The organism is Arthrobacter rhizophilus, assembly GCF_026241105.1.
GTDB lineage: Bacteria > Actinomycetota > Actinomycetes > Actinomycetales > Micrococcaceae > Arthrobacter.
The window spans coordinates 454,526-473,960 of the sequence record NZ_JAPFFT010000001.1; the positions used below are offsets into that span (position 1 = coordinate 454,526).

Sequence of the window (19,435 nt, forward strand, 5' to 3'; positions counted from 1 at the left end):
TGGCGTGCAGAATAGCGACGCAGCCTCACCCCTTGCCCCCGAGTGGCTCGCAGTACCGGAGGACGTGAACGCGCTTCACGCGCCGATGTGGGCCGAAGACGTCCAGAGGACCGACGACGGCGAACTCGCCATTGATGGCGTTCCAGTCAGCGAGCTCAAGGCGCAGTTCGGCACCCCGCTGTTCGTGATGAGCGAAGGCGATTTCCGTGCCCGCGCCCGCTCCTTCAAGGATGCCTTCGACGCAGCATTCGACGACATCTGCGGGGGAGTGGACGTTTACTACGCCGGAAAGTCCTTTCTGTGCACTGCCGTGGCGAACTGGGTGGCCCAGGAAGGCCTGCGCCTGGACACCTGCTCCGGCGGAGAACTCGCCGTCGCGGCCCGCGCCGGCATCAGCGGCGCCAATTTGGGCCTGCATGGCAACAACAAGTCCGACGCCGAGATCAACCGGGCACTGGACATGAAGCTCGGACGCATTGTGGTGGACAGCCTCGACGAGCTCGAACGGGTGGCCAAGATAGCCTCCGGCCGCGGCGAAACGGCGAAGGTGATGCTGCGGCTGACTCCAGGTGTCCACGCCCACACCCACGAATTCATTGCCACGGCCCATGAGGACCAAAAATTCGGGCTCTCCATGGCCGAAGACTCCACGGAGGCAGTTGGCCTCTCGGCAGCGGAGGAAGCCGTGGCGGCCGCTACGTCCTACCCCAACGTGGAACTCCTGGGCCTGCACTGCCATATCGGTTCGCAGATCTTCGAGCCGGACGGGTTCGCCGTTGCGGCCGAAAAGCTCCTGGGATTCCTTGCCGCAATGCAGGAGAAGTACTCCATCGTCTTGCCGGAACTGGACCTGGGCGGTGGCTACGGGATCGCCTATACGCCGGCCGACACCCCGCGCCCGCCAGCCGAAATCGCGCAGGCGATGGCCGCCGTCGTACGCTCAAAGTGCGCTGAGCTGGGCATCACGTCGCCGCGTATTTCGATTGAGCCCGGCCGTGCGATCGTGGGCACCAGCACCTTCACCTTGTACGAGGTCGGGACGCTTAAGACCGTGCGCGTGGATGCGCCTGTAGATGCCGATGGCAAGGAAAACGTTACGTTCCCGCGTCGCTATGTGTCGGTGGACGGTGGCATGAGCGACAACGCCCGTCCGGTGCTGTACGACGCGGATTATTCGGCCATTATCGCCTCGCGCGCCTCGGATGCCGTCCCGCAACTGTCCCGAGTGGTGGGCAAACATTGCGAGAGCGGCGACATAGTTGTTAGAGATGTATATCTGCCCGAAGACGTGGCAGCCGGTGATCTTCTCGCTGTACCGGGGACCGGCGCTTACTGCTGGGCCCTCTCAAGCAACTACAACTATCTGGCCAGGCCTGGCGTTGTCGCTGTGCGCGATGGATCCGCCCGGCTGATCGTCCGCGGGGAAACCGAAGAAGATCTCTTGAACCGCGACATGGGAGTGGCGAATGTCTGAAGTGCGAACTCTGAAGGTGGCCCTGCTGGGCTGTGGCAATGTTGGGGCCCAGGTAGCGCGGATTCTCCTTGACGACGCCGACGCCCTTGCGGCCCGCAGTGGTGCGCGCTTGGAGTTGTCCGGCATCGCCGTGCGCAATGTCGACGCGCCGCGCGATGTTGAGCTGCCGCGCGAACTCTTCACCACCGACGCCGACACCCTGGTCAAGGACGCGGATCTGGTGATCGAGCTCATGGGCGGCATTGAGCCGGCCCGTTCGCTCATCCTGGCTGCCATGCAGAACGGCGCCTGCGTCGTCACCGGCAACAAGGCCCTGCTGGCACAGGACGGTCCCACGCTCTACGAAGAGGCTGACAAGGCCGGCGTCCAGCTCTCCTACGAAGCAGCCGTCGCCGGAGCCATTCCGATCCTGCGCCCCATCCGCGACAGCCTCTCCGGCGACCGCATTACCCGGGTACTGGGCATCGTCAACGGCACCACCAACTTCATCCTCGACCAAATGGACAGCACCGGTGCACAGTTCGCCGACGCCCTGGCTGAGGCCCAACGCCTCGGTTACGCGGAAGCCGACCCCACCGCCGACGTCGAAGGTCACGACGCCGCAGCCAAGGCTGCCATCCTCGCGTCCTTGTCCTTCCATACGCGTTTCGCGCTCGAAGACGTCTACTGCGAAGGCATCACCAAGGTCAGCGCAGCCGACATTGCGGCAGCGAAAGAAGCCGGCTTTGTCATCAAGCTGCTCGCCATCGCCGAGAAGATCGAGAGTTTGGAGCCCGGTAACGGCGGCGGCATCTCGGTCCGTGTGCACCCCACCCTCCTGCCGCGTGAACACCCGCTTGCGGCCGTTCGCGGTGCGTTCAACGCAGTCTTCATCGAAGCCGAAAATGCCGGCGAGCTGATGTTCTACGGCCAAGGCGCCGGCGGAACCCCGACGGCGTCTGCCGTGTTGGGCGACCTCGTCTCGGCTGCCCGGCGGGTTGTGCTCGGAGGTCCCGGTCGAACCGAGACCACCACCGGACACGTGCCCGCGTTGTCGATTGATGCCTCGAACACCAGCTACTACATCGGCCTCGACGTTGCCGACCAGGCCGGTGTGCTGGCCCGGATCACCCATATCTTTGCGGAGCACGGCGTATCCATCGAAATCATGCGCCAGACGATCCACCGTGACGCAGCCTCGAACGTTGAGTCGGCCGAGCTGAAGATCGTCACGCACCGCGCATCCGAAGCCGCACTCGCGGCAACCGTCGAGGCCATCAAGGGCCTGGACGTCATCAATTCTGTGACATCCGTCCTGCGGGTAGAAGGGGTCTAAGTGGCTCACCAATGGCGCGGAGTAATCCGCGAATACGCTGATCGTTTGCCTGTAACGGAAGCCACGAAGGTCATCACCCTCGGTGAGGGCGGAACACCGCTCGTCCACGCGCAGAAGCTCTCCGAGCTCACTGGATCCACCGTGTACTTGAAGGTGGAGGGCATGAACCCCACCGGGTCCTTCAAGGACCGCGGAATGACCATGGCCATGACGGCAGCTGTCGAAGCAGGCGCCAAGGCAGTTGTCTGCGCATCCACGGGCAACACCTCGGCTTCGGCCGCTGCGTACGCCACTGCCGCCGGGTTGAAGTGCGCCGTGCTGGTTCCCGAAGGCAAGATCTCCATGGGCAAGCTCAGCCAAGCGATCGCACATGGCGCCACGCTCCTCCAGGTGGATGGCAACTTCGACAACTGCTTGGACATCGCCCGCAAGCTCGGTGAGTCGTATCCGGTGTTCCTCGTGAACTCGGTCAACCCCGCCCGTATCCAGGGGCAAAAGACCGGTGCCTTCGAAATTGTCGACGCCCTCGGCGACGCTCCGGACATCCACGTCCTGCCGGTAGGCAACGCAGGCAACATCAGCGCGTACTGGAAGGGCTACAAGGAGTACTCCGCGCCCTTCGAGTCCGCAACCGCCGGTACCCTTCCCGCCGTCTCCACCAAAACACCGGCCATGTGGGGCTTCCAGGCCGCAGGTGCTGCACCGTTCGTGGCGGGCCACCCGATCACCGAACCGGACACCATCGCCACGGCAATCCGCATCGGAAACCCGGCGTCCTGGGACACTGCGATCGCGGCACGCGATGAATCCGGTGGCTTCATCGACGCCGTGACTGACGAAGAGATCCTCGACGCACACCGCTGGCTTTCCGCCAAGGAAGGGGTCTTCGTCGAACCCGGCTCCGCGGCGGGCGTCGCCGGCCTCATCAAAAAGCACGCCGCAGGCGAAGTTCCCTCCGGAAAGACGATCGTCATCACGGTCACCGGACACGGACTCAAGGACCCGCAGTGGGCCCTCCGTACCGAAGACGGCAGTGAAGTCCAGCCCGTCAAGGTACCGAACGACGTCGTGACTGTTGCAGCTGAACTGGGACTGGAAGAAAGCTAAGAGTGGAAACCACGCAGCCCACCGCGACCGGACTTGAGCTTGTCGCGGCAGGCCAGCAGCTGACCGTCAAGGTCCCGGGCACCAGCGCCAACCTGGGCCCCGGCTACGACAGCCTCGGCCTGGCATTGTCGATCTACGACACCCTGACCGTCGAAACGCTCACCACCGGAGAGCTCGAGTTCGAGCTCTCCGGTGAGGGGGCAGACAGTCTTCCCCGTGATGCCACCCACCTTGTGGTTCGCGCCATCAACACGGCCCTGGAACGCCTCGGCTTCCGGCACAACGGCCTGAAGATCACCGCGGACAACGTCAACCCGCATGGCCGTGGACTCGGTTCCTCGGCGTCGGCAGTGGTTGCGGCCGTTACGGCAGCCAATGCCCTGGTACCCGAATCCGCCCAACGTGACCGTGAGTGGATCCTGCAACTCACGAGCGAGATGGAAGGCCACCCGGACAACGTCGCACCGGCGATTTTCGGCGGACTGGCCTTGTCATGGCAGGACAGCGAGCAGTACAGCAGCACGCGTGCGGAAGTGGTTCCGACCGTCATCCCCATCGTCGCCGTGCCCGACTACGAACTGTCCACCGAGACAGCCCGCGGCCTGCTTCCGGCTTCCATCGGCCATCACGCCGCAGCCATGAACTCAGGACGCGCCGCGCTCTTGATCCACGCCTTGACTGCGCAGCCCCGTTTCCTGCTTCCCGGCACCGAGGACTACCTGCACCAGAGCTACCGCGCCGAGGCCATGCGGCCCAGCGCGGCGCTGATTGCGGCTCTGCGGTCTTCGGGCCATGCGGCGGTTGTTTCCGGCGCAGGCCCTACGGTTCTGGCATTGGCAAACGGCTCGGACGAGGCAGAAGCGATTACGGATTTCATTGCCTCTTTCACTGCGGACAACACACCGGACGTTTCTTGGCGCGTGATGACACTGGCAGTGGACGTTGAAGGTGCTAGAGTGGACTTGCACCGGCGGTAGAACCGCGGGCAGTTCCCTGACATTGGATCCCGGCATAACGCCGTTCCCGTCTCCTACTGTGTCGAAGTCTGCCGGTGCCGTCTCCTTATCGGCCTGTCGCAGGTGCCACAGAACCCTTTCTGTTACCCGGACCGTCAGCCCGCGCCCCGCCCGCCGGAGCATCGAAGACGTATCAGTATCCGGCCCTGCTGAAACTAAACCGGCAAGACCGAAATCACGGCTGCAGATCTGAACTGCAGTCCAGAACAAATCATCGCGTCCAGCTCTAGGTCTGGACGCCGTCGAGGGGGAAGGATCCTTCGTGACAGAAACCACTGAGCTGGCTTCAGCTGTGGACACAACATCTTCTGCAGCTGAATCAACGGCCGCAACCGCCAAGAGCAGCGGCCTTGCAGGCCTCAAGCTCGCGCAGCTCCAGGCTCTCGCCAGTCAGCTGGGCATTTCGGGCGGATCCCGGATGCGCAAGGGGGACTTGGTTTCGGCTATCTCAGCCCACCGTGCCGGCGCAACCACTAGCAAGGCTCCTGCCGCGGCCAAAGCCGTAGCACCAAAGGCCTCGCCTGCAGCAGCAAAAGTTGAGGACTCTGCCGCACCTGCCGCAGTATCCACCGAAGCTCCTGCGCAGGAAGGCACCCGGGCACGTGGCCGTGGACGAAGCCGCCGCGCCACGAGCGACGGCGTCGTCGCCGCTCCTGCTGCCACGGAAACCGTGGAGGCTCCCGCCCCTGCCGCCGAAGCTCCTGCTGCTCCTGTAGCCGAAGCAAGCGAGGCCGTCGGTGAACGCCGCCAGCCCCGCACACGCAATCGTCGTCGCGGCGAGGCGGCAGCAGCTCCTGCTGAGGCCGGAGAAGCCAGTGAGACCCGTCCGGCCGAGCAGCCCCAGGCTGAACAGCCCCGCGTGGAACAGCGTCAAACCGATCAGCGTCAGGCCGATCAGCGTCAGGCCCAGCCGCGCCAAGGTGAGCAGGCTTCGGCCGAAGCCGGCGAACCCGCCCAGCGCGATCGCCGCGACAGCACCCGTACCCGCCGCGAAGACACTAACGACGGCGATGACACCGGCAACCGCCGCAATCGTCGCAACCGCCGCGACCGCAACGATCGTCCGGGTCCGCAGGACAACCGCGACGGCCGGGACAACCGCGAAGGAAACACCCGCAGCGACCGCTTCCGCGACCGCAACGAACGCCGTCGCGGCCGCGGCCAGGGCCCCGACGTCGACGACGTCGAGGTCACCGAGGATGACGTCCTGCTGCCTGTTGCCGGCATCCTGGACGTGCTGGAGAACTACGCGTTCATCCGCACTTCCGGTTACCTGCCCGGTCCCAACGACGTTTATGTGTCCCTCGCCCAGGTTAAGAAGTACAACCTGCGCAAGGGTGACGCCGTGGTCGGCGCAATCCGCGCCCCGCGTGACGGCGAGGACCGCAGCCAGCAGACCGCGCGCCAGAAGTTCAACGCACTTGTCCGCGTCACGTCGGTCAACGGCAAGACGCCTGAAGAGCTCAAGGACCGCGTCGAATTCGCAAAGCTCGTCCCGCTGTACCCGTCCGAGCGCTTGCGCCTCGAAACGGATCCCAAGAAGATCGGCCCGCGCGTCATCGACCTCGTGGCCCCGATCGGCAAGGGCCAGCGCGGCCTGATCGTCTCCCCGCCCAAGGCCGGCAAGACGCTCATCCTGCAGTCCATCGCAAACGCGATCACCACCAACAACCCTGAGGTCCACCTCATGATGGTGCTGGTTGACGAACGTCCCGAAGAAGTCACGGACATGCAGCGCACCGTCAAGGGTGAGGTCATTGCCTCCACCTTCGACCGTCCCGCCGATGACCACACCACGGTTGCCGAGCTTTCCATCGAACGCGCCAAGCGCCTCGTGGAAATGGGCATGGACGTGGTGGTCCTCCTGGACTCCATGACCCGCCTGGGCCGCGCCTACAACCTGGCAGCACCGGCCTCCGGCCGCATCCTGTCCGGTGGCGTCGACTCCGCTGCGCTCTACCCGCCGAAACGCTTCTTCGGTGCTGCGCGCAACATCGAAAACGGTGGCTCGCTGACTATCTTGGCAACCGCGCTCGTGGAGACCGGTTCCAAGATGGACGAGGTTATCTTCGAAGAGTTCAAGGGCACGGGCAACATGGAGCTCCGCCTGTCCCGCCAGCTGGCGGACAAGCGCATCTTCCCGGCCGTGGACGTCAACGCTTCGGGTACCCGTCGCGAAGAGAACCTGCTTTCGGCCGAAGAAGTCAAGATCATGTGGAAGCTGCGCCGTGTCCTGTCCGGACTCGAGACGCAGCAGAGCCTTGAACTCCTGACCAACAAGATCCGGGAGACCGGGAGCAACGTCGAATTCCTGATGCAGGTACAGAAGACGACTCTTGGAGCCAAGTCGGATAACGACAAATAGCTGTTTTAGGGGCGGGTGCTGGTTCGTTCGTGCGGTTTGTGCCGCGCGGATGTTCCGCCCCCGCCCCTTCTCGTTGCAACGCGGGGTCAGATACGGCCCATTCAGGCCCCCGGCATGGGCCGTAAGTGACCCCGTGTTGCAGTTATTAGACTTGTACAAGTCGAAAGAGGTTTTGAAATGTTTGAGTCCGTACAGGGATTGCTTGACGAGCATGCTGCCATTCAGGCGCAGTTGAGTGATCCTGCTGTTTATGCCGACCAGTCCATGGCCCGCAAGTTGGGGCGGCGTTCTGCCCAGTTGCAGGGCATCGTGGAAGCGTACAACCGTTGGCGCGGGCTCATGGACGATCTTGAAGCGGCTAAGGAAATGGCTTCCGAGGACGCTGAATTTGCTGCTGAGGTCGGCGAGATTGAGGCGAAGCTTCCGGCAGCCCAGGAGAAATTGCGTCGGCTGCTGATTCCTCGCGATCCCGACGACGCCCGCAACGTCATTCTTGAGGTCAAGGGTGGTGAAGGCGGCGACGAAGCTGCCCTCTTCGCCGGGGACCTGCTGCGCATGTACATGCGTTATGCGGAGTCGCGCGGCTGGAAGACCGAGCTTATATCGGCCACGGAATCGGACCTTGGCGGCTACAAGGACGTCCAGATGGCCGTCAAGGGCAATTCGAACGATCCTGCCGAAGGTGTCTACGCCCGGCTGAAGTTCGAGGGTGGCGTGCACCGCGTCCAGCGCGTCCCCGTCACCGAGTCCCAAGGCCGTATTCACACCTCGGCGGCCGGTGTACTGGTGCTCCCGGAAGTGGACGAGCCCGAAGAGCTCGAAATCAACCAGAACGACCTCAAGATCGACGTTTACAGGTCCTCGGGTCCTGGCGGCCAGTCCGTCAACACTACAGACTCGGCAGTCCGCATCACCCACCTTCCCACGGGCATCGTGGTGGCAATGCAGAACGAAAAATCCCAGCTGCAGAACAGGGAAGCCGGCATGCGCGTCCTGCGCGCCCGCATCCTCGCCCATCAGCAGGAGCAGATCGATGCCGAGAACTCGGCCCAGCGCAAGTCGCAGATCCGCACCATGGACCGTTCGGAGCGCATCCGCACGTACAACTTCCCGGAAAATCGGATTGCCGACCACCGAACCGGCTACAAGGCCTACAACCTCGACGCCGTCATGAACGGCGACCTCGAGCCGGTCATCCAATCGGCCATCGAGATGGACGAACAATCACGCCTGGATGCCCTGGGCGAGTAACAGCCTGCAGGGAAATTCATGACGCTCTTTCCTGGCCAGAGCCTGGCTGACGCTGTCCGCGAGGCGACCGCTATCCTGTCCGACGCCGGTGTGCCCACTCCGCGCGTGGACGCCGAGCTCCTCGCCGAACATCTCCTGGGTGTCGGCCTTGGGCGCTTGCGTGCCATGCTGCTCGGCGATTCTGCCGCTCCTGAGGGCTATGCGGACCTGGTGGCGGAGCGTGCACAGCGCGTTCCGCTGCAACACATCACCGGCGTCGCGCACTTCCGCTACCTCACGCTGGCCGTGGGCCCTGGCGTGTTCATTCCGCGGCCGGAAACGGAATCCGTCGTCCAGTTGGTCATCGACCACCTCCAGGGACTCCCGCACCCGAAGGTTGTGGATCTTGGCACCGGCTCCGGTGCTATTGCTGGTTCGATCGCCCATGAAGTGCCTGGGGCCGAGGTCCACGCCGTCGAATTCAGCACGTTCGCCCATGCCTGGGCCTCCAGGAACCTGAAGCCACTGGGTGTGAAGCTCGTGCAAGGCGACCTCCGCAACGCCTTGCCCGAACAGAACGGAACTTTCGACGTCGTCGTTTCCAATCCGCCTTACATCCCCGCTGAAGCAATTCCGAACGAACCTGAAGTGGCACTCCACGATCCGCCCGAGGCGCTGTACGGCGGGGGAGCGGATGGGATGGAGCTTCCGACGGCGGCTGCCGCCTCGGCTGCCCGGCTCCTGAAGCCCGGTGGCTTCTTCGTCATGGAGCACGCAGAGGTGCAGGCAGGTTGGATTGCCGAACACCTGAAGGCCGCCGGCTGCTGGATGGAAGTCACTACTCACCTTGATCTCAACGACAAGGAACGTGCCACGAGCGCAGTGTTGGCAATCGCTGCCTCCGGGAAATGAAAGAATAGCGCTGTGACCACAAGCTACAACTGCACGTCAGAGGAACAACGCGCCGAAGGCCTGGAGCATGCGCAGCGCGCCATCAACGAGAAAAAGTGTGTCGTCATGCCGACGGACACCGTCTACGGCATTGCCGCGGACGCGTTCTCACCCCAGGCCGTGACCATGCTGCTTGTCTCGAAAGGCCGCGGCCGGCATATGCCGCCCCCCGTACTGATCCCACGGCTCAATGCGCTGGACGGGCTGGCAACCGATGTCTCGGAAGACGCCCGTAAACTGGCAGACGCCTTCTGGCCTGGCGGCCTGACGCTGATCTTCCACGCCCAGCCATCCTTGGACTGGGACCTGGGGGAGACCCGAGGAACCGTGGCCCTGCGCATGCCGGACGACGAAATTGCGCTTGAACTGCTCAGCCGCACAGGTCCGCTGGCGGTGTCTTCGGCCAATCGCACCGGTCAACCCGCCGCGCAGACAGCTGCCGAGGCGAGGACCCAGCTTGCCGAATCGGTCGAGGTGTACCTCGAGGGCGGGTTCCGTCCTGTCGAAGGAACCGAGTCCGTAGCCTCCACCATTGTTGACGCCACCACACTGCCGCTCCGGGTGGTCCGCGACGGTGCTGTTGCCCTGGAACGCCTCCGCGAGGTGGTTCCCGGCGTGTTGGCGCTCGGCGAAGCCGTGCCTGAGCCGGTCACGGAGCCTGAGCCTGAGCCGGAGTCGGACGAGATCAGGGCCGAATGAGCCTGGTCCGGGATCGTGTTCCCCTTCTGGACGTGGACGTCACTGCCCTGTGCACGGACGAACTTATCGAGGCCATGAGCGGGTTCGTTTCGGATGGCACCACCAAGGTGGTTCTTGGGCACAACCTGCACAGCGTCACGCTGTTTCATTCGAGTCCGGATTTCCGCCACCTCTATGAGCGCAGCGATGTAGTCCTCTTGGATGGAGCGCCTGTCGCCATGCTTTGGGGACTTGGCCACCGTGGAGACTCACGGAGCGACAGCCCAGGGCTGATGGAATACCGCTTGGGATCCACTGACTGGGTGCCGGCGCTAGGCGGCGTCGAGGGACTACGCCGGATCGCCGTCGTCGGGGCGGGGCCCGAGGCCAACGCCAAGACGGTAGAACGGCTAAGCGGGATCGTGCCTGGTGCCGAGGTCTCTGGCCGGCCTGGTGAGAACTGGGACAACTCCAGCGAGGAGGCCGCCGTTGCCTGGCTTGCGGAGTTCCGTCCCCAGCTGGTGCTTCTTGGCCTGGGAATGCCGCTGCAGGAGTCCGTCTTGCACCGGCGGCTGGACGAGCTTCCGCCCGCCGTCTACTGCACCGTCGGCGGGGCTATCGAGCAGTTGGCGGGGCTCCAGAAGCTTGCTCCACGCTGGCTCGGCCGCCTCGGGCTTGAATGGGCTTGGCGACTTGTCCTGCATCCGGGGCGCGTCGCGTACCGGGTCTTCGGCGAGCCGTGGGTGCTACTCGGCCTGCTGGTCCGCCGTCGGCTCTCTCGTAAGAACAGCACACCGCCGGGCCGCTAGAACTTCTGGTCCTCCAGCGGGCCAAAGCCCTTGTTGCGCAAACCGGCTGAGAATGCCCGGAACCACTCGGCGAGCCCGCGGAAGTCACCGCGGGGAAGGAAGTAGCCCAGGTAGCCTCCGACATCGGCCACCATGGACTTGCCGCGCCGATACCGGCGGATCAAATAGCCGCGGTTGCGGTAGTAGAAGTAGCGCTTGAACGCCGAATCCGGCACGATCACATGCCAGCGCGCCCCAAAGACGTGCTTGGTCTCGGAAAACGCGTGCGGGTGGGTGATCCACGCCGTGGCGACCGTACCGAAGCGTATCCCCGCTTTCCTGAGGCGGATCATGAAGTCCACTTCATCGCCGCGGATGAACAGCCGGATATCCGGCACTCCCACTTTGAAGAAGACGCTGGAGCGGATGAGGGCCCCGTTGAAGAAGTGCCCGACGTCGGGCAGGAACCCGGCCTTCTCGACCTCGGAACGGTCGTGGGTCACTTTGCCGTCGATCCGGAAGAAGAAGGAGAGCTTGTCCGGGTGGCCGGGAGCCACGACGAGCGGGACCACGGCATCCAGTCCCCGGGCTTCCGCTTCGTGAACCAGGGTTTCGAGGCATTCTGGATCGCCTGGTTCGGCGTCATCGTCCATGATCCAGACCCATTCAGCGCCGCTGGCCACTGCCTTGAGGATCGCGAGTGCGAAGCCGCCCGCCCCGCCCAGGTTGGCCTCGGAGCGAACGTAGTCCACGTTCGGGTGGCTTGATGCGAGCTCCCGCGAAGGGGTTGTACCGCTGTCCACGAGACAGATGGTGTCCACCGCTATGGACTGCTTGTTGACAGCGTCGAGCAGGACCGCGAGCTCTCCGGGGCGGTCAAAGGTCACAGCCGCAACGGCAACGGAGACAGTCATGTAGGGTTCCTTCCGGGCAGTAGCGGGGAGGGTCCTCCCGGCTCGCCCTAGGGGCGCGTGAAACGGAGCAAAGCCGCCGTTGCCGCTAGTATCTTGACAGAGTCCAACTGTAGTACAGCAATATTCGGCGGTGCGCAGAGGTGTTGCGGGTGACGTGCCGGCAGCTATTCGCCGGGGACGAAATCCACCACCGCCAACAGGAGCCGCCACGTGATCATGTACTCACTCATGATGCTCACGGCTGCCGTCGTGTCCTATCTTGCAACCTGGGTAGCCCGCCAGATGGGGAACAAACTTCGGCTGTTTGCCCCCATCCGCAGCCGCGATATGCACTCGGTGCCGATCTCCCGACTCGGTGGTCTGGGACTTTTCGCAGGCTTTGCCGTGGCCCTCGCCGTCGCGAGTAATTCGTTTTTCGTAAAAGACATCTTCCACGGGAACGGTGCGCCGTGGGGGATACTGGCCGGCGCCCTGGTGATCGTCGCGGTCGGTGTTGCCGACGACGTGATGGACATCCGATGGTGGGTCAAACTGATCGGCCAGTGCACAGCCGGCACGATCGTTGCGGTCTGGGGCGTGCAGATGTCAGTGATTCCGTTTGTTCCGGAGCCCATCCGGATTGAGTCCGAACCACTGCGTGTCGTTCTGACTGCCCTCCTCATTGTGACCACCATGAATGCCGTCAACTTCATCGACGGACTCGATGGCTTGGCTGCGGGTGTTGCTGCGATTGGCGGGGTTGCGTTTTTCCTGACGGCCTACTGGGTCCACCGCAATGCGACACTCACGGACCGCTCGGACCTGGCGGCGCTGCTGATGGCGATCATCGTGGGTTGCTGCATCGGATTCCTGCCACACAACTGGTTCCCGGCCAAGATCTTCATGGGCGACTCAGGCGCCATGCTTTTGGGCCTCGTGATGGCCTCGGCCGGTGTGGTATCCACGGGCCAGATCAGCTCCGGGCTTTACGACCGTGCCAACGGTATTCCTACGATCGTCCCCATCCTGCTGCCGTTCGCGATTCTCTCGCTGCCGTTGTTGGACCTCGGGCTGGCGGTGTTGCGGCGGACTGCACGTGGGCAATCGCCGTGGTCGGCCGACCGAGGACACCTGCACCACAAGCTCATAGAGCTTGGTCACACACACCGGACGGCAGTGCTCATGATGTACGTGTGGACCTGCATCCTGGCGTTCGGAGGCCTGGCCTTCGCTGTTTTCCCCTGGCAGATGGTTCTCACGGTGGACATCGTGGCCGCGCTGATCATGGCCGGCGTGACAGCTTGGCCGTACTTCGCCCGCGGCGGACGCGCCACCCGGTAGACGGTGTGTGACAAGGGCGTTAACATCACAGTTCTATCTCATGTAGAATTTTAGGGCGGACAGTCACTCGCCCGTGCACCCACCCTTTTGAGACTTTGGCATCTTTGCCACGACGATTGGCATCCCCATGACCTCCAACGCCGGCGGACAACAGTCCGACTCGAACGGCGTTGCTGTCTCCCGCTCCAGTTCTTCGCTGTGGCTGCGGCTTCTTTTCCTCAGCTCGACGGCGGCGGTCGCGGCTCTCGCGGCAACGTCCGTTATTGCGGCGGTCATGAACGGTGGCCTGGGAGTTCTTTCCGTCGCGTTCGGCGGGGCGCTGGTGATGGCCTTTTTTGCCATCAGCCTGCTGATCGGCCATTTTGTTGGCCGTGACAATCCCTCCGGCGCCGTCGGCCTCTTCGTTGGCAGCTACTTTGTCAAGGTGGTGGGCTTTGCCGCGGTGCTGTTCGTCTTCGGAGCCCCCGCATGGCTGCACGGTCGCTGGTTCGTGATTGGCGCCGTCGTCGCCGTTGTCTCGTGGCAAGCCGCCGAAATCTACGGCTTCAGCAAGGCCCGGCTCCAGATATATAACGACCCCGCAGCAGGCAAAGGAGGCGACGATGTTCACTCCTAAGAACCAGCCACAGTCCGCCACGCCCAATGCCCTAAAACCCGGCGATTCCACTGAGTCCGCGAGCGACGGAAGCGACGGCGGATACAACGCCGGTATTGCCGTCTTCAGCTACATTGTTGGCGGAATCATAGTCTGGAGTTTGATAGGCTGGGGTCTGGATAATCTGTGGGGGACTCACTGGATTGTGCTCCTTGGCGCTCTGCTTGGAGCCGCAGGAGGGTTCTATCTTTCCCATATGCACGGCCTCACTAGTCAGCGCTCGTCTTCCAGTGAGAGCAAAGCAGACAGTGGTCCGTCCCAGGACGGGCACAGTAATGCCAAATAATTTCACACGGGAAATGGCTGCAAGAAACGCGGCCGGATCCTCAACAACGCCCAATGATGGACACTGCAGAGAGGAAACGCGTTGATCGCGCTTGCGCTCCCGGCCCAGGATTCAGGGACCTTCACTCCTCCCGGAATCGACCAAATGCACCTGCCGGCTATCCTGCCGTGGGGTGCGAGCGATGGCTTCTCCAAGCAGATGTTGCTGGTGATCCTGTCGGTCGTCCTTATCGCTACATTCTTCATTCTCGCCGCGCGCAAGCAGCAGCTGGTTCCCGGCAAGCTGCAGTTCGCAGGCGAGATGGCCTACGGCTTCGTCCGCAACAGCATCGCCAAGGACATTATCGGCGGCCGCGACTTCATGAAGTTCGTGCCGCTCTTGTTCTCCCTGTTCTTCTTCATCCTGGTGAACAACATCTACGGCGCCATTCCCGTGATCCAGCTTCCGAGCTTCTCGCACGTCGGCGGGGCCTATGTGCTGGCCGCAGTCGTGTATGTCACCTGGATCGGCATCGGCATCAAGAAGAACGGCCTGAAGTACTTCAAGCTGGCCACTGTTCCTTCCGGTGTTCCGTGGTACATCCTGCCGATCGTCGTGCCGATCGAAATCATCTCCAACTTCATGGTCCGCCCGGTCACCCACAGCCTCCGTCTCTTCGCCACCATGATGGCAGGGCACCTTATTGTGATGATCGCCGGCTCCGGCATTGAGTTCCTTGTGATGCAGGAAAACGTCCTTCTCAAGGGCGCATCCGTGCTGGTACTCGTTGGCGCCGTCGCCATGTACATGCTCGAGGCCCTGATCATGGTGCTGCAGGCGTACGTCTTCACCCTTCTGACTGCGATCTACATCGAAGGCGCGCTCCACGCGGACAGCCACTAGGCACAACCCTTAATCTTCCCCCTCGGGGGTTGAAGCAAACCAAACAACCTGCCGCGAGTGCGGCATCTTGAAAGGAAAACAATGAACGGCGATATCAACGGCTCCCTTAACCTCATTGGCTACGGTCTCTCCGCAATCGGCGGTGGTATCGGTGTGGGTCTCGTATTTGCTGCTTACATCAACGGTGTTGCACGTCAGCCGGAAGCCCAGCGCGTGCTCCAGCCGATCGCGTTCCTTGGTCTGGCTCTGACGGAAGCCCTCGCCATCCTCGGCCTGGTCTTCGCTTTCGTTCTCAAGTAAACCGCTAAGAACCAAGCGAACATTCAGAACCGAGTAGATAAGGACGGGTGAAACATGAATCAGCAGATCATCTCAGCCGCCGCTCAAGGCGCCGCCGAGTCGGCTAATCCGCTCGTTCCCAACCCTTGGGAAATGGGCGTCGTCCTCGCTGGCTTTGCTGTCCTCTTTTACATCGTGGTCAAGTTTGTTGTCCCGATGTTCGAGAAGACTTTTGCCGAGCGCGCAGAGGCGATTGAGGGCGGCATTGCCAAGGCTGAAAAGGCCCAGGCTGAAGCTTCTGCAGCTCTCGAAGAGTACAAGCAGCAGCTCCACGATGCCCGTGCCGAGGCTAACCGCATTCGCGAAGAAGCTCGTGCCGAAGGTGCCCAGATCCTCGCGGAGCTGAAGACCAAGGCAGCAGCCGAGTCAGCACGCATCACCGAGCAGGCGCATGCCCAGATCGAATCGGAGCGTCAGGCAGCTGTTGTCTCCCTGCGTTCCGAGGTGGGCACCTTGGCCACGACTTTGGCTGAGCGCATCGTTGGCGAATCGCTCAGCGATGACGAGCGTGCCGCCCGCGTGGTGGACCGCTTCCTCGCAGATCTGGAGACCCAGAGCGCAGGTGCAGCTAAGTAATGGCAGGTGTATCGAGCGAATCGCTGACCAAAGCGCTGGAGCAGTTGGAAGCTACGCTTCCAACGGCCTCGCTGCAGTTGGCTAAGGACCTCTTCGGAATCCTGGGAACGGTGGACAGCTCGGCTGGCTTGCGCCGCGCCCTGACTGACCCTTCCCGTAGTGGAGAAGAAAAGTCGGCGCTGGTCAAGCAGCTGGTTGGCGGGAAAGTCTCCGCTGATGCTGCGGAAATTGCGAGCGGATTGGCCAGCTCACGCTGGGCGTCGGCACGCGATATCGGCGATGCACTCGAGACTCTTGCCGCCACGGTGGTTATCGCCGTGGCTGAAAACAAGTCGGCCGTTTCTGCCTCCGGAATCACGGGGCTGGAAGAGCTGGAAAACGATCTGTTTGCTTTCAACCAGACCGTTGCTTCCAGCCACGAGGTACAACGTGCTCTGGGAGAGTCGCAGGCAAGTGCTGCGGCCAAGATCAGCCTGGCCGGGAAGCTGGTTCCTGGCGCAAGCCCGGAAGCCCAACTTCTCATCGGCCAGGCCGTGTCGCAGCCGCGCGGCGTCAAGCCGAGCAAGCTCATCGACAACTTCGCCAAGCTTGCAGCCAAGCGCCAGCAGCGCTGGATCGCAACTGTCCGCGTTACCCGTCCGTTGACGGATGCGCAGGCCAGCCGTCTGCAGGCGGGGCTTGATGCCCTCTACGGCCGCGAGCTGAAGGTCAACGTCAGCGTTGATCCGACGTTGATCGGTGGAATCCGGGTCCAGGTGGGCGACGAAGTGCTTGACGCTTCCGTCGTAGCCCGCCTGTCCGAGCTCCGCCGGCAACTCGCTGGCTAGCCAGACAAGCACAACTTAACTGATACAAACACCGGTCATCGTGAGCAACGATGATCACGAAAACAGGAGAGCAGGGACTGCAGATGGCCGAATTGACCATCAACGCCGACGACGTCCGTAATGCGTTGAACGAGTTCGCGGCGTCCTACGAACCCGGAAACGCAGAGCGCGTAGAGGTCGGCCGCGTGACCGCCGCAAGTGACGGCATCGCCCGTGTTGAGGGCCTTCCCTCGGTCATGGCGAACGAGCTGCTTCGCTTCGAAGACGGCACCCTGGGCTTGGCCCAGAACCTCGACGTCCGCGAAATCGGCGTCATCATCCTCGGCGACTTCACCGGTATCGAAGAAGGTCAGGAAGTCCACCGCACCGGTGAAATCCTGTCCGTCCCGGTAGGCGACGCCTTCCTGGGCCGCGTGGTTGACCCCTTGGGCCAGCCGATCGATGACCTCGGCGAGATCAAGGCCGAGACCACCCGCGCACTGGAACTCCAGGCTCCGGGCGTGACCCAGCGCAAGTCGGTTCACGAGCCCATGCAGACCGGTCTCAAGGCTATCGACGCCATGATTCCGATCGGCCGTGGCCAGCGTCAGCTGATCATCGGTGACCGCCAGACCGGCAAGACCGCCATCGCCGTGGACACCATCATCAACCAAAAGGCCAACTGGGCTTCGGGCGATGTGACCAAGCAGGTCCGCTGCGTTTACGTCGGCGTCGGCCAGAAGGCTTCCACCATCGCGGCTGTCCGCCAGACCTTGGAAGACCACGGTGCGCTGGAATACACCACCATCGTGGCTTCGCCGGCATCTGACCCGGCTGGCTTCAAGTACTTGGCTCCGTACGCAGGCTCGGCCATCGGCCAGCACTGGATGTACGGCGGCAAGCACGTGTTGGTGATCTTCGATGACCTGTCGAAGCAGGCTGAAGCCTACCGCGCAGTTTCCCTGCTGCTCCGCCGCCCGCCGGGACGCGAAGCGTACCCTGGTGACGTTTTCTACTTGCACTCCCGTCTCCTCGAGCGTTGTGCCAAGCTCTCCGACGAGCTGGGCGCGGGCTCGATGACCGGACTCCCGATCGTCGAAACCAAGGCAAACGACGTCTCGGCCTACATCCCGACCAACGTCATCTCCATCACTGATGGCCAGATCTTCCTGCAGTCGGACCTCTTCAACGCCAACCAGCGCCCCGCTGTTGACGTCGGTGTGTCCGTGTCCCGCGTTGGTGGTGCGGCGCAGGTCAAGTCGATGAAGAAGGTCTCCGGTACCTTGAAACTGGACCTGGCACAGTACCGCGACATGCAGGCGTTCGCGATGTTCGCGTCCGACCTTGACGCGGCTTCCCGCCAGCAGCTGACCCGCGGTGCCCGCCTGATGGAACTGCTCAAGCAGGGCCAGTACTCGCCGTTCCCGGTCGAGGACCAGGTTGTGTCCATCTGGGCCGGTACAAAGGGCTACTTGGACGATGTTCCGGTTGAGGATGTCAGCCGATTCGAGTCCGAGTTCCTGGAGCACCTCAAGCACAAGTCCTCCATCCTGACCACGCTGGCGCAGACCAACGTCCTGGACGACGACACCGCTGAAGCGCTGAAGACCGCCATCGTTGCCTTCAAGAAGGGCTTCTTCGGCGAAGGCGACAACCTCTTGGTTGGTGCCGGACACGAAGAGCACGAAGCGATCTCCGGCGGCGAAGTCGACCAGGAAAAGATCGTCAAGCAGAAGCGCTAGAGCATTGGTTCCCGGGCCTGCGTAAACGCAGGCCCGGGGCCTTCGCCAAGCCTTAGCCGCTGATCCATCGGGATCTTAGGAAAGGAAATGTATGGGAGCCCAGATCCGGGTCTACCGCCAGAAGATCAGCTCGACGACGTCGATGCGCAAGATCTTCAAGGCGATGGAACTGATCGCTACCTCGCGCATCGGTAAGGCCCGCGCCCGCTTGGCAGCTTCACTGCCTTACGCAAACGCGATCACCCGTGCCGTTTCTGCTGTCGCAAGCCAGAGCGAAATCGATCACCCGCTCGTCACCGAGCCGGAACAGATCCGCCGTGCCGCCGTCCTGGTTATCACCTCGGACCGTGGCCTGGCTGGTTCTTACTCGGCGAGCGTGCTCAAGCAGGCCGAAGGACTCAACGAACTTCTCCGAGCAGAGGGCAAGGAAGTCAAGACCTACCTGGTTGGCCGTAAGGCCCAGGCATACTTCGACTTCCGCAACCGTTCGTACTCCCGCGTATGGACCGGCGGAACGGACGCACCGGAATTCAAGACTGCAAGGGAAGTCGGTGCCGCTCTTCTCGAAGAGTTCGCCAATGACTTCGCTGAGGGTGGCGTGGACGAGATCCACGTCGTTTACACCCGCTTCAAGTCGATGGTGACGCAGGAACCCACAGTTGTTCGTCTGCTGCCGCTCGAAGTTGAAGAGCAGACGGTCAGTGAGTCCGAGCTTCTGCCTCTGTACGAATTTGAACCAGAATCGGAGCAAGTGCTTGACGCACTGCTGCCGCGTTACATCGAGTCCCGCATCTTCGCAGCAATGCTGCAGGCAGCAGCTTCCGAGCTCGCCGCCCGCCAGCGTGCAATGAAGTCGGCAGGCGACAACGCGACCGATCTGATCAAGAAGTACACGCGTCTGCGCAACACGGCCCGCCAGGCTGAGATCACGCAGGAGCTTTCCGAAATCGTGGCCGGCGCCGACGCCCTGAGCGCGTAGCCGCCGGTGTCT

General features: G+C 62.9%; 19 protein-coding genes. 18 read left to right on the forward strand and 1 reads right to left on the reverse strand.

The window, feature by feature from the left end; all coding sequences use genetic code 11:
• The first annotated feature begins 4 nt into the window (after positions 1-4).
• From lysA to OOZ51_RS02070, 9 genes are all read left to right on the forward strand, one after another.
• Complete coding sequence (gene lysA, locus OOZ51_RS02030; protein WP_265977215.1) at positions 5-1,474, forward strand: diaminopimelate decarboxylase; 1,470 nt, start codon at positions 5-7, stop codon at positions 1,472-1,474.
• Entirely contained in the window at positions 1,467-2,789 is a 1,323-nt protein-coding gene (locus tag OOZ51_RS02035) for a homoserine dehydrogenase (RefSeq protein ID WP_265977216.1), read from the forward strand. Before lysA ends, OOZ51_RS02035 begins: the two co-directional genes overlap by 8 nt.
• Positions 2,790-3,896, forward strand: coding sequence for a threonine synthase (thrC, locus tag OOZ51_RS02040; protein ID WP_265977217.1), 1,107 nt, complete (start codon positions 2,790-2,792; stop codon positions 3,894-3,896).
• 2 nt (positions 3,897-3,898) lie between these two features.
• Positions 3,899-4,873 carry a homoserine kinase gene (gene thrB / locus OOZ51_RS02045; RefSeq protein ID WP_265977218.1) on the forward strand — a complete coding sequence of 325 codons (975 nt, stop codon included), beginning with the start codon at positions 3,899-3,901 and terminating at the stop codon, positions 4,871-4,873.
• Positions 4,874-5,174: 301 nt separating this feature from the next.
• Positions 5,175-7,277 (forward strand): transcription termination factor Rho, encoded by a 2,103-nt coding sequence (gene rho / locus OOZ51_RS02050; protein WP_265977219.1) that lies wholly within the window; start codon positions 5,175-5,177, stop codon positions 7,275-7,277.
• A gap of 177 nt (positions 7,278-7,454) precedes the next feature.
• Positions 7,455-8,528, forward strand: coding sequence for a peptide chain release factor 1 (gene prfA, locus OOZ51_RS02055; protein WP_265977220.1), 1,074 nt, complete (start codon positions 7,455-7,457; stop codon positions 8,526-8,528).
• An 18-nt stretch (positions 8,529-8,546) separates the two neighbouring features.
• On the forward strand, positions 8,547-9,419 hold the full coding sequence (gene prmC / locus OOZ51_RS02060) for a peptide chain release factor N(5)-glutamine methyltransferase (RefSeq protein WP_265977221.1): 873 nt from the start codon (positions 8,547-8,549) through the stop codon (positions 9,417-9,419).
• A gap of 12 nt (positions 9,420-9,431) precedes the next feature.
• Positions 9,432-10,157, forward strand: a complete 726-nt coding sequence (locus OOZ51_RS02065) for an L-threonylcarbamoyladenylate synthase (protein ID WP_265977222.1) — start codon at positions 9,432-9,434, stop codon at positions 10,155-10,157.
• Positions 10,154-10,945, forward strand: coding sequence for a WecB/TagA/CpsF family glycosyltransferase (locus tag OOZ51_RS02070; RefSeq protein ID WP_265977223.1), 792 nt, complete (start codon positions 10,154-10,156; stop codon positions 10,943-10,945). Before OOZ51_RS02065 ends, OOZ51_RS02070 begins: the two co-directional genes overlap by 4 nt.
• Here OOZ51_RS02070 and OOZ51_RS02075 read toward each other — a convergent pair.
• Positions 10,942-11,838 carry a glycosyltransferase gene (locus tag OOZ51_RS02075; protein WP_265977224.1) on the reverse strand — a complete coding sequence of 299 codons (897 nt, stop codon included), beginning with the start codon at positions 11,836-11,838 and terminating at the stop codon, positions 10,942-10,944. The two genes, OOZ51_RS02070 and OOZ51_RS02075, sit on opposite strands and share 4 nt — an antisense overlap.
• Positions 11,839-12,048: 210 nt before the next feature.
• On the opposite strand from OOZ51_RS02075, the gene OOZ51_RS02080 reads away from it, so the two are divergent.
• The 9 genes from OOZ51_RS02080 (at position 12,049) to OOZ51_RS02120 (ending at position 19,423) form a co-directional block, all read left to right on the forward strand.
• Positions 12,049-13,158, forward strand: coding sequence for an MraY family glycosyltransferase (locus tag OOZ51_RS02080; protein WP_265977225.1), 1,110 nt, complete (start codon positions 12,049-12,051; stop codon positions 13,156-13,158).
• Positions 13,159-13,285: 127 nt separating this feature from the next.
• On the forward strand, positions 13,286-13,774 hold the full coding sequence (locus tag OOZ51_RS02085) for a Cg1360 family ATP-synthase-associated protein (RefSeq protein ID WP_265977226.1): 489 nt from the start codon (positions 13,286-13,288) through the stop codon (positions 13,772-13,774).
• The gene (locus OOZ51_RS02090; protein WP_416346333.1) at positions 13,761-14,099 is read left to right on the forward strand and encodes a hypothetical protein; all 339 of its coding nucleotides are present in this window, start codon (positions 13,761-13,763) and stop codon (positions 14,097-14,099) included. Before OOZ51_RS02085 ends, OOZ51_RS02090 begins: the two co-directional genes overlap by 14 nt.
• Before the next feature lie 81 nt (positions 14,100-14,180).
• Positions 14,181-14,981: a F0F1 ATP synthase subunit A gene (atpB, locus tag OOZ51_RS02095; protein WP_236811724.1), complete on the forward strand. Its 801-nt coding sequence runs from the start codon at positions 14,181-14,183 to the stop codon at positions 14,979-14,981.
• An 81-nt stretch (positions 14,982-15,062) separates the two neighbouring features.
• Entirely contained in the window at positions 15,063-15,281 is a 219-nt protein-coding gene (gene atpE / locus OOZ51_RS02100; protein ID WP_028264751.1) for an ATP synthase F0 subunit C, read from the forward strand.
• Between the two features lie 54 nt (positions 15,282-15,335).
• On the forward strand, positions 15,336-15,896 hold the full coding sequence (locus OOZ51_RS02105) for a F0F1 ATP synthase subunit B (protein ID WP_265977227.1): 561 nt from the start codon (positions 15,336-15,338) through the stop codon (positions 15,894-15,896).
• A complete protein-coding gene (locus tag OOZ51_RS02110) occupies positions 15,896-16,723 on the forward strand; it encodes a F0F1 ATP synthase subunit delta (RefSeq protein ID WP_265977228.1) in 828 nt (275 codons plus the stop codon). Before OOZ51_RS02105 ends, OOZ51_RS02110 begins: the two co-directional genes overlap by 1 nt.
• 83 nt (positions 16,724-16,806) lie before the next feature.
• Positions 16,807-18,444, forward strand: coding sequence for a F0F1 ATP synthase subunit alpha (atpA, locus tag OOZ51_RS02115; RefSeq protein ID WP_265977309.1), 1,638 nt, complete (start codon positions 16,807-16,809; stop codon positions 18,442-18,444).
• A gap of 91 nt (positions 18,445-18,535) precedes the next feature.
• A complete protein-coding gene (locus OOZ51_RS02120; RefSeq protein WP_265977229.1) occupies positions 18,536-19,423 on the forward strand; it encodes a F0F1 ATP synthase subunit gamma in 888 nt (295 codons plus the stop codon).
• The last annotated feature ends 12 nt before the right edge of the window (positions 19,424-19,435 follow it).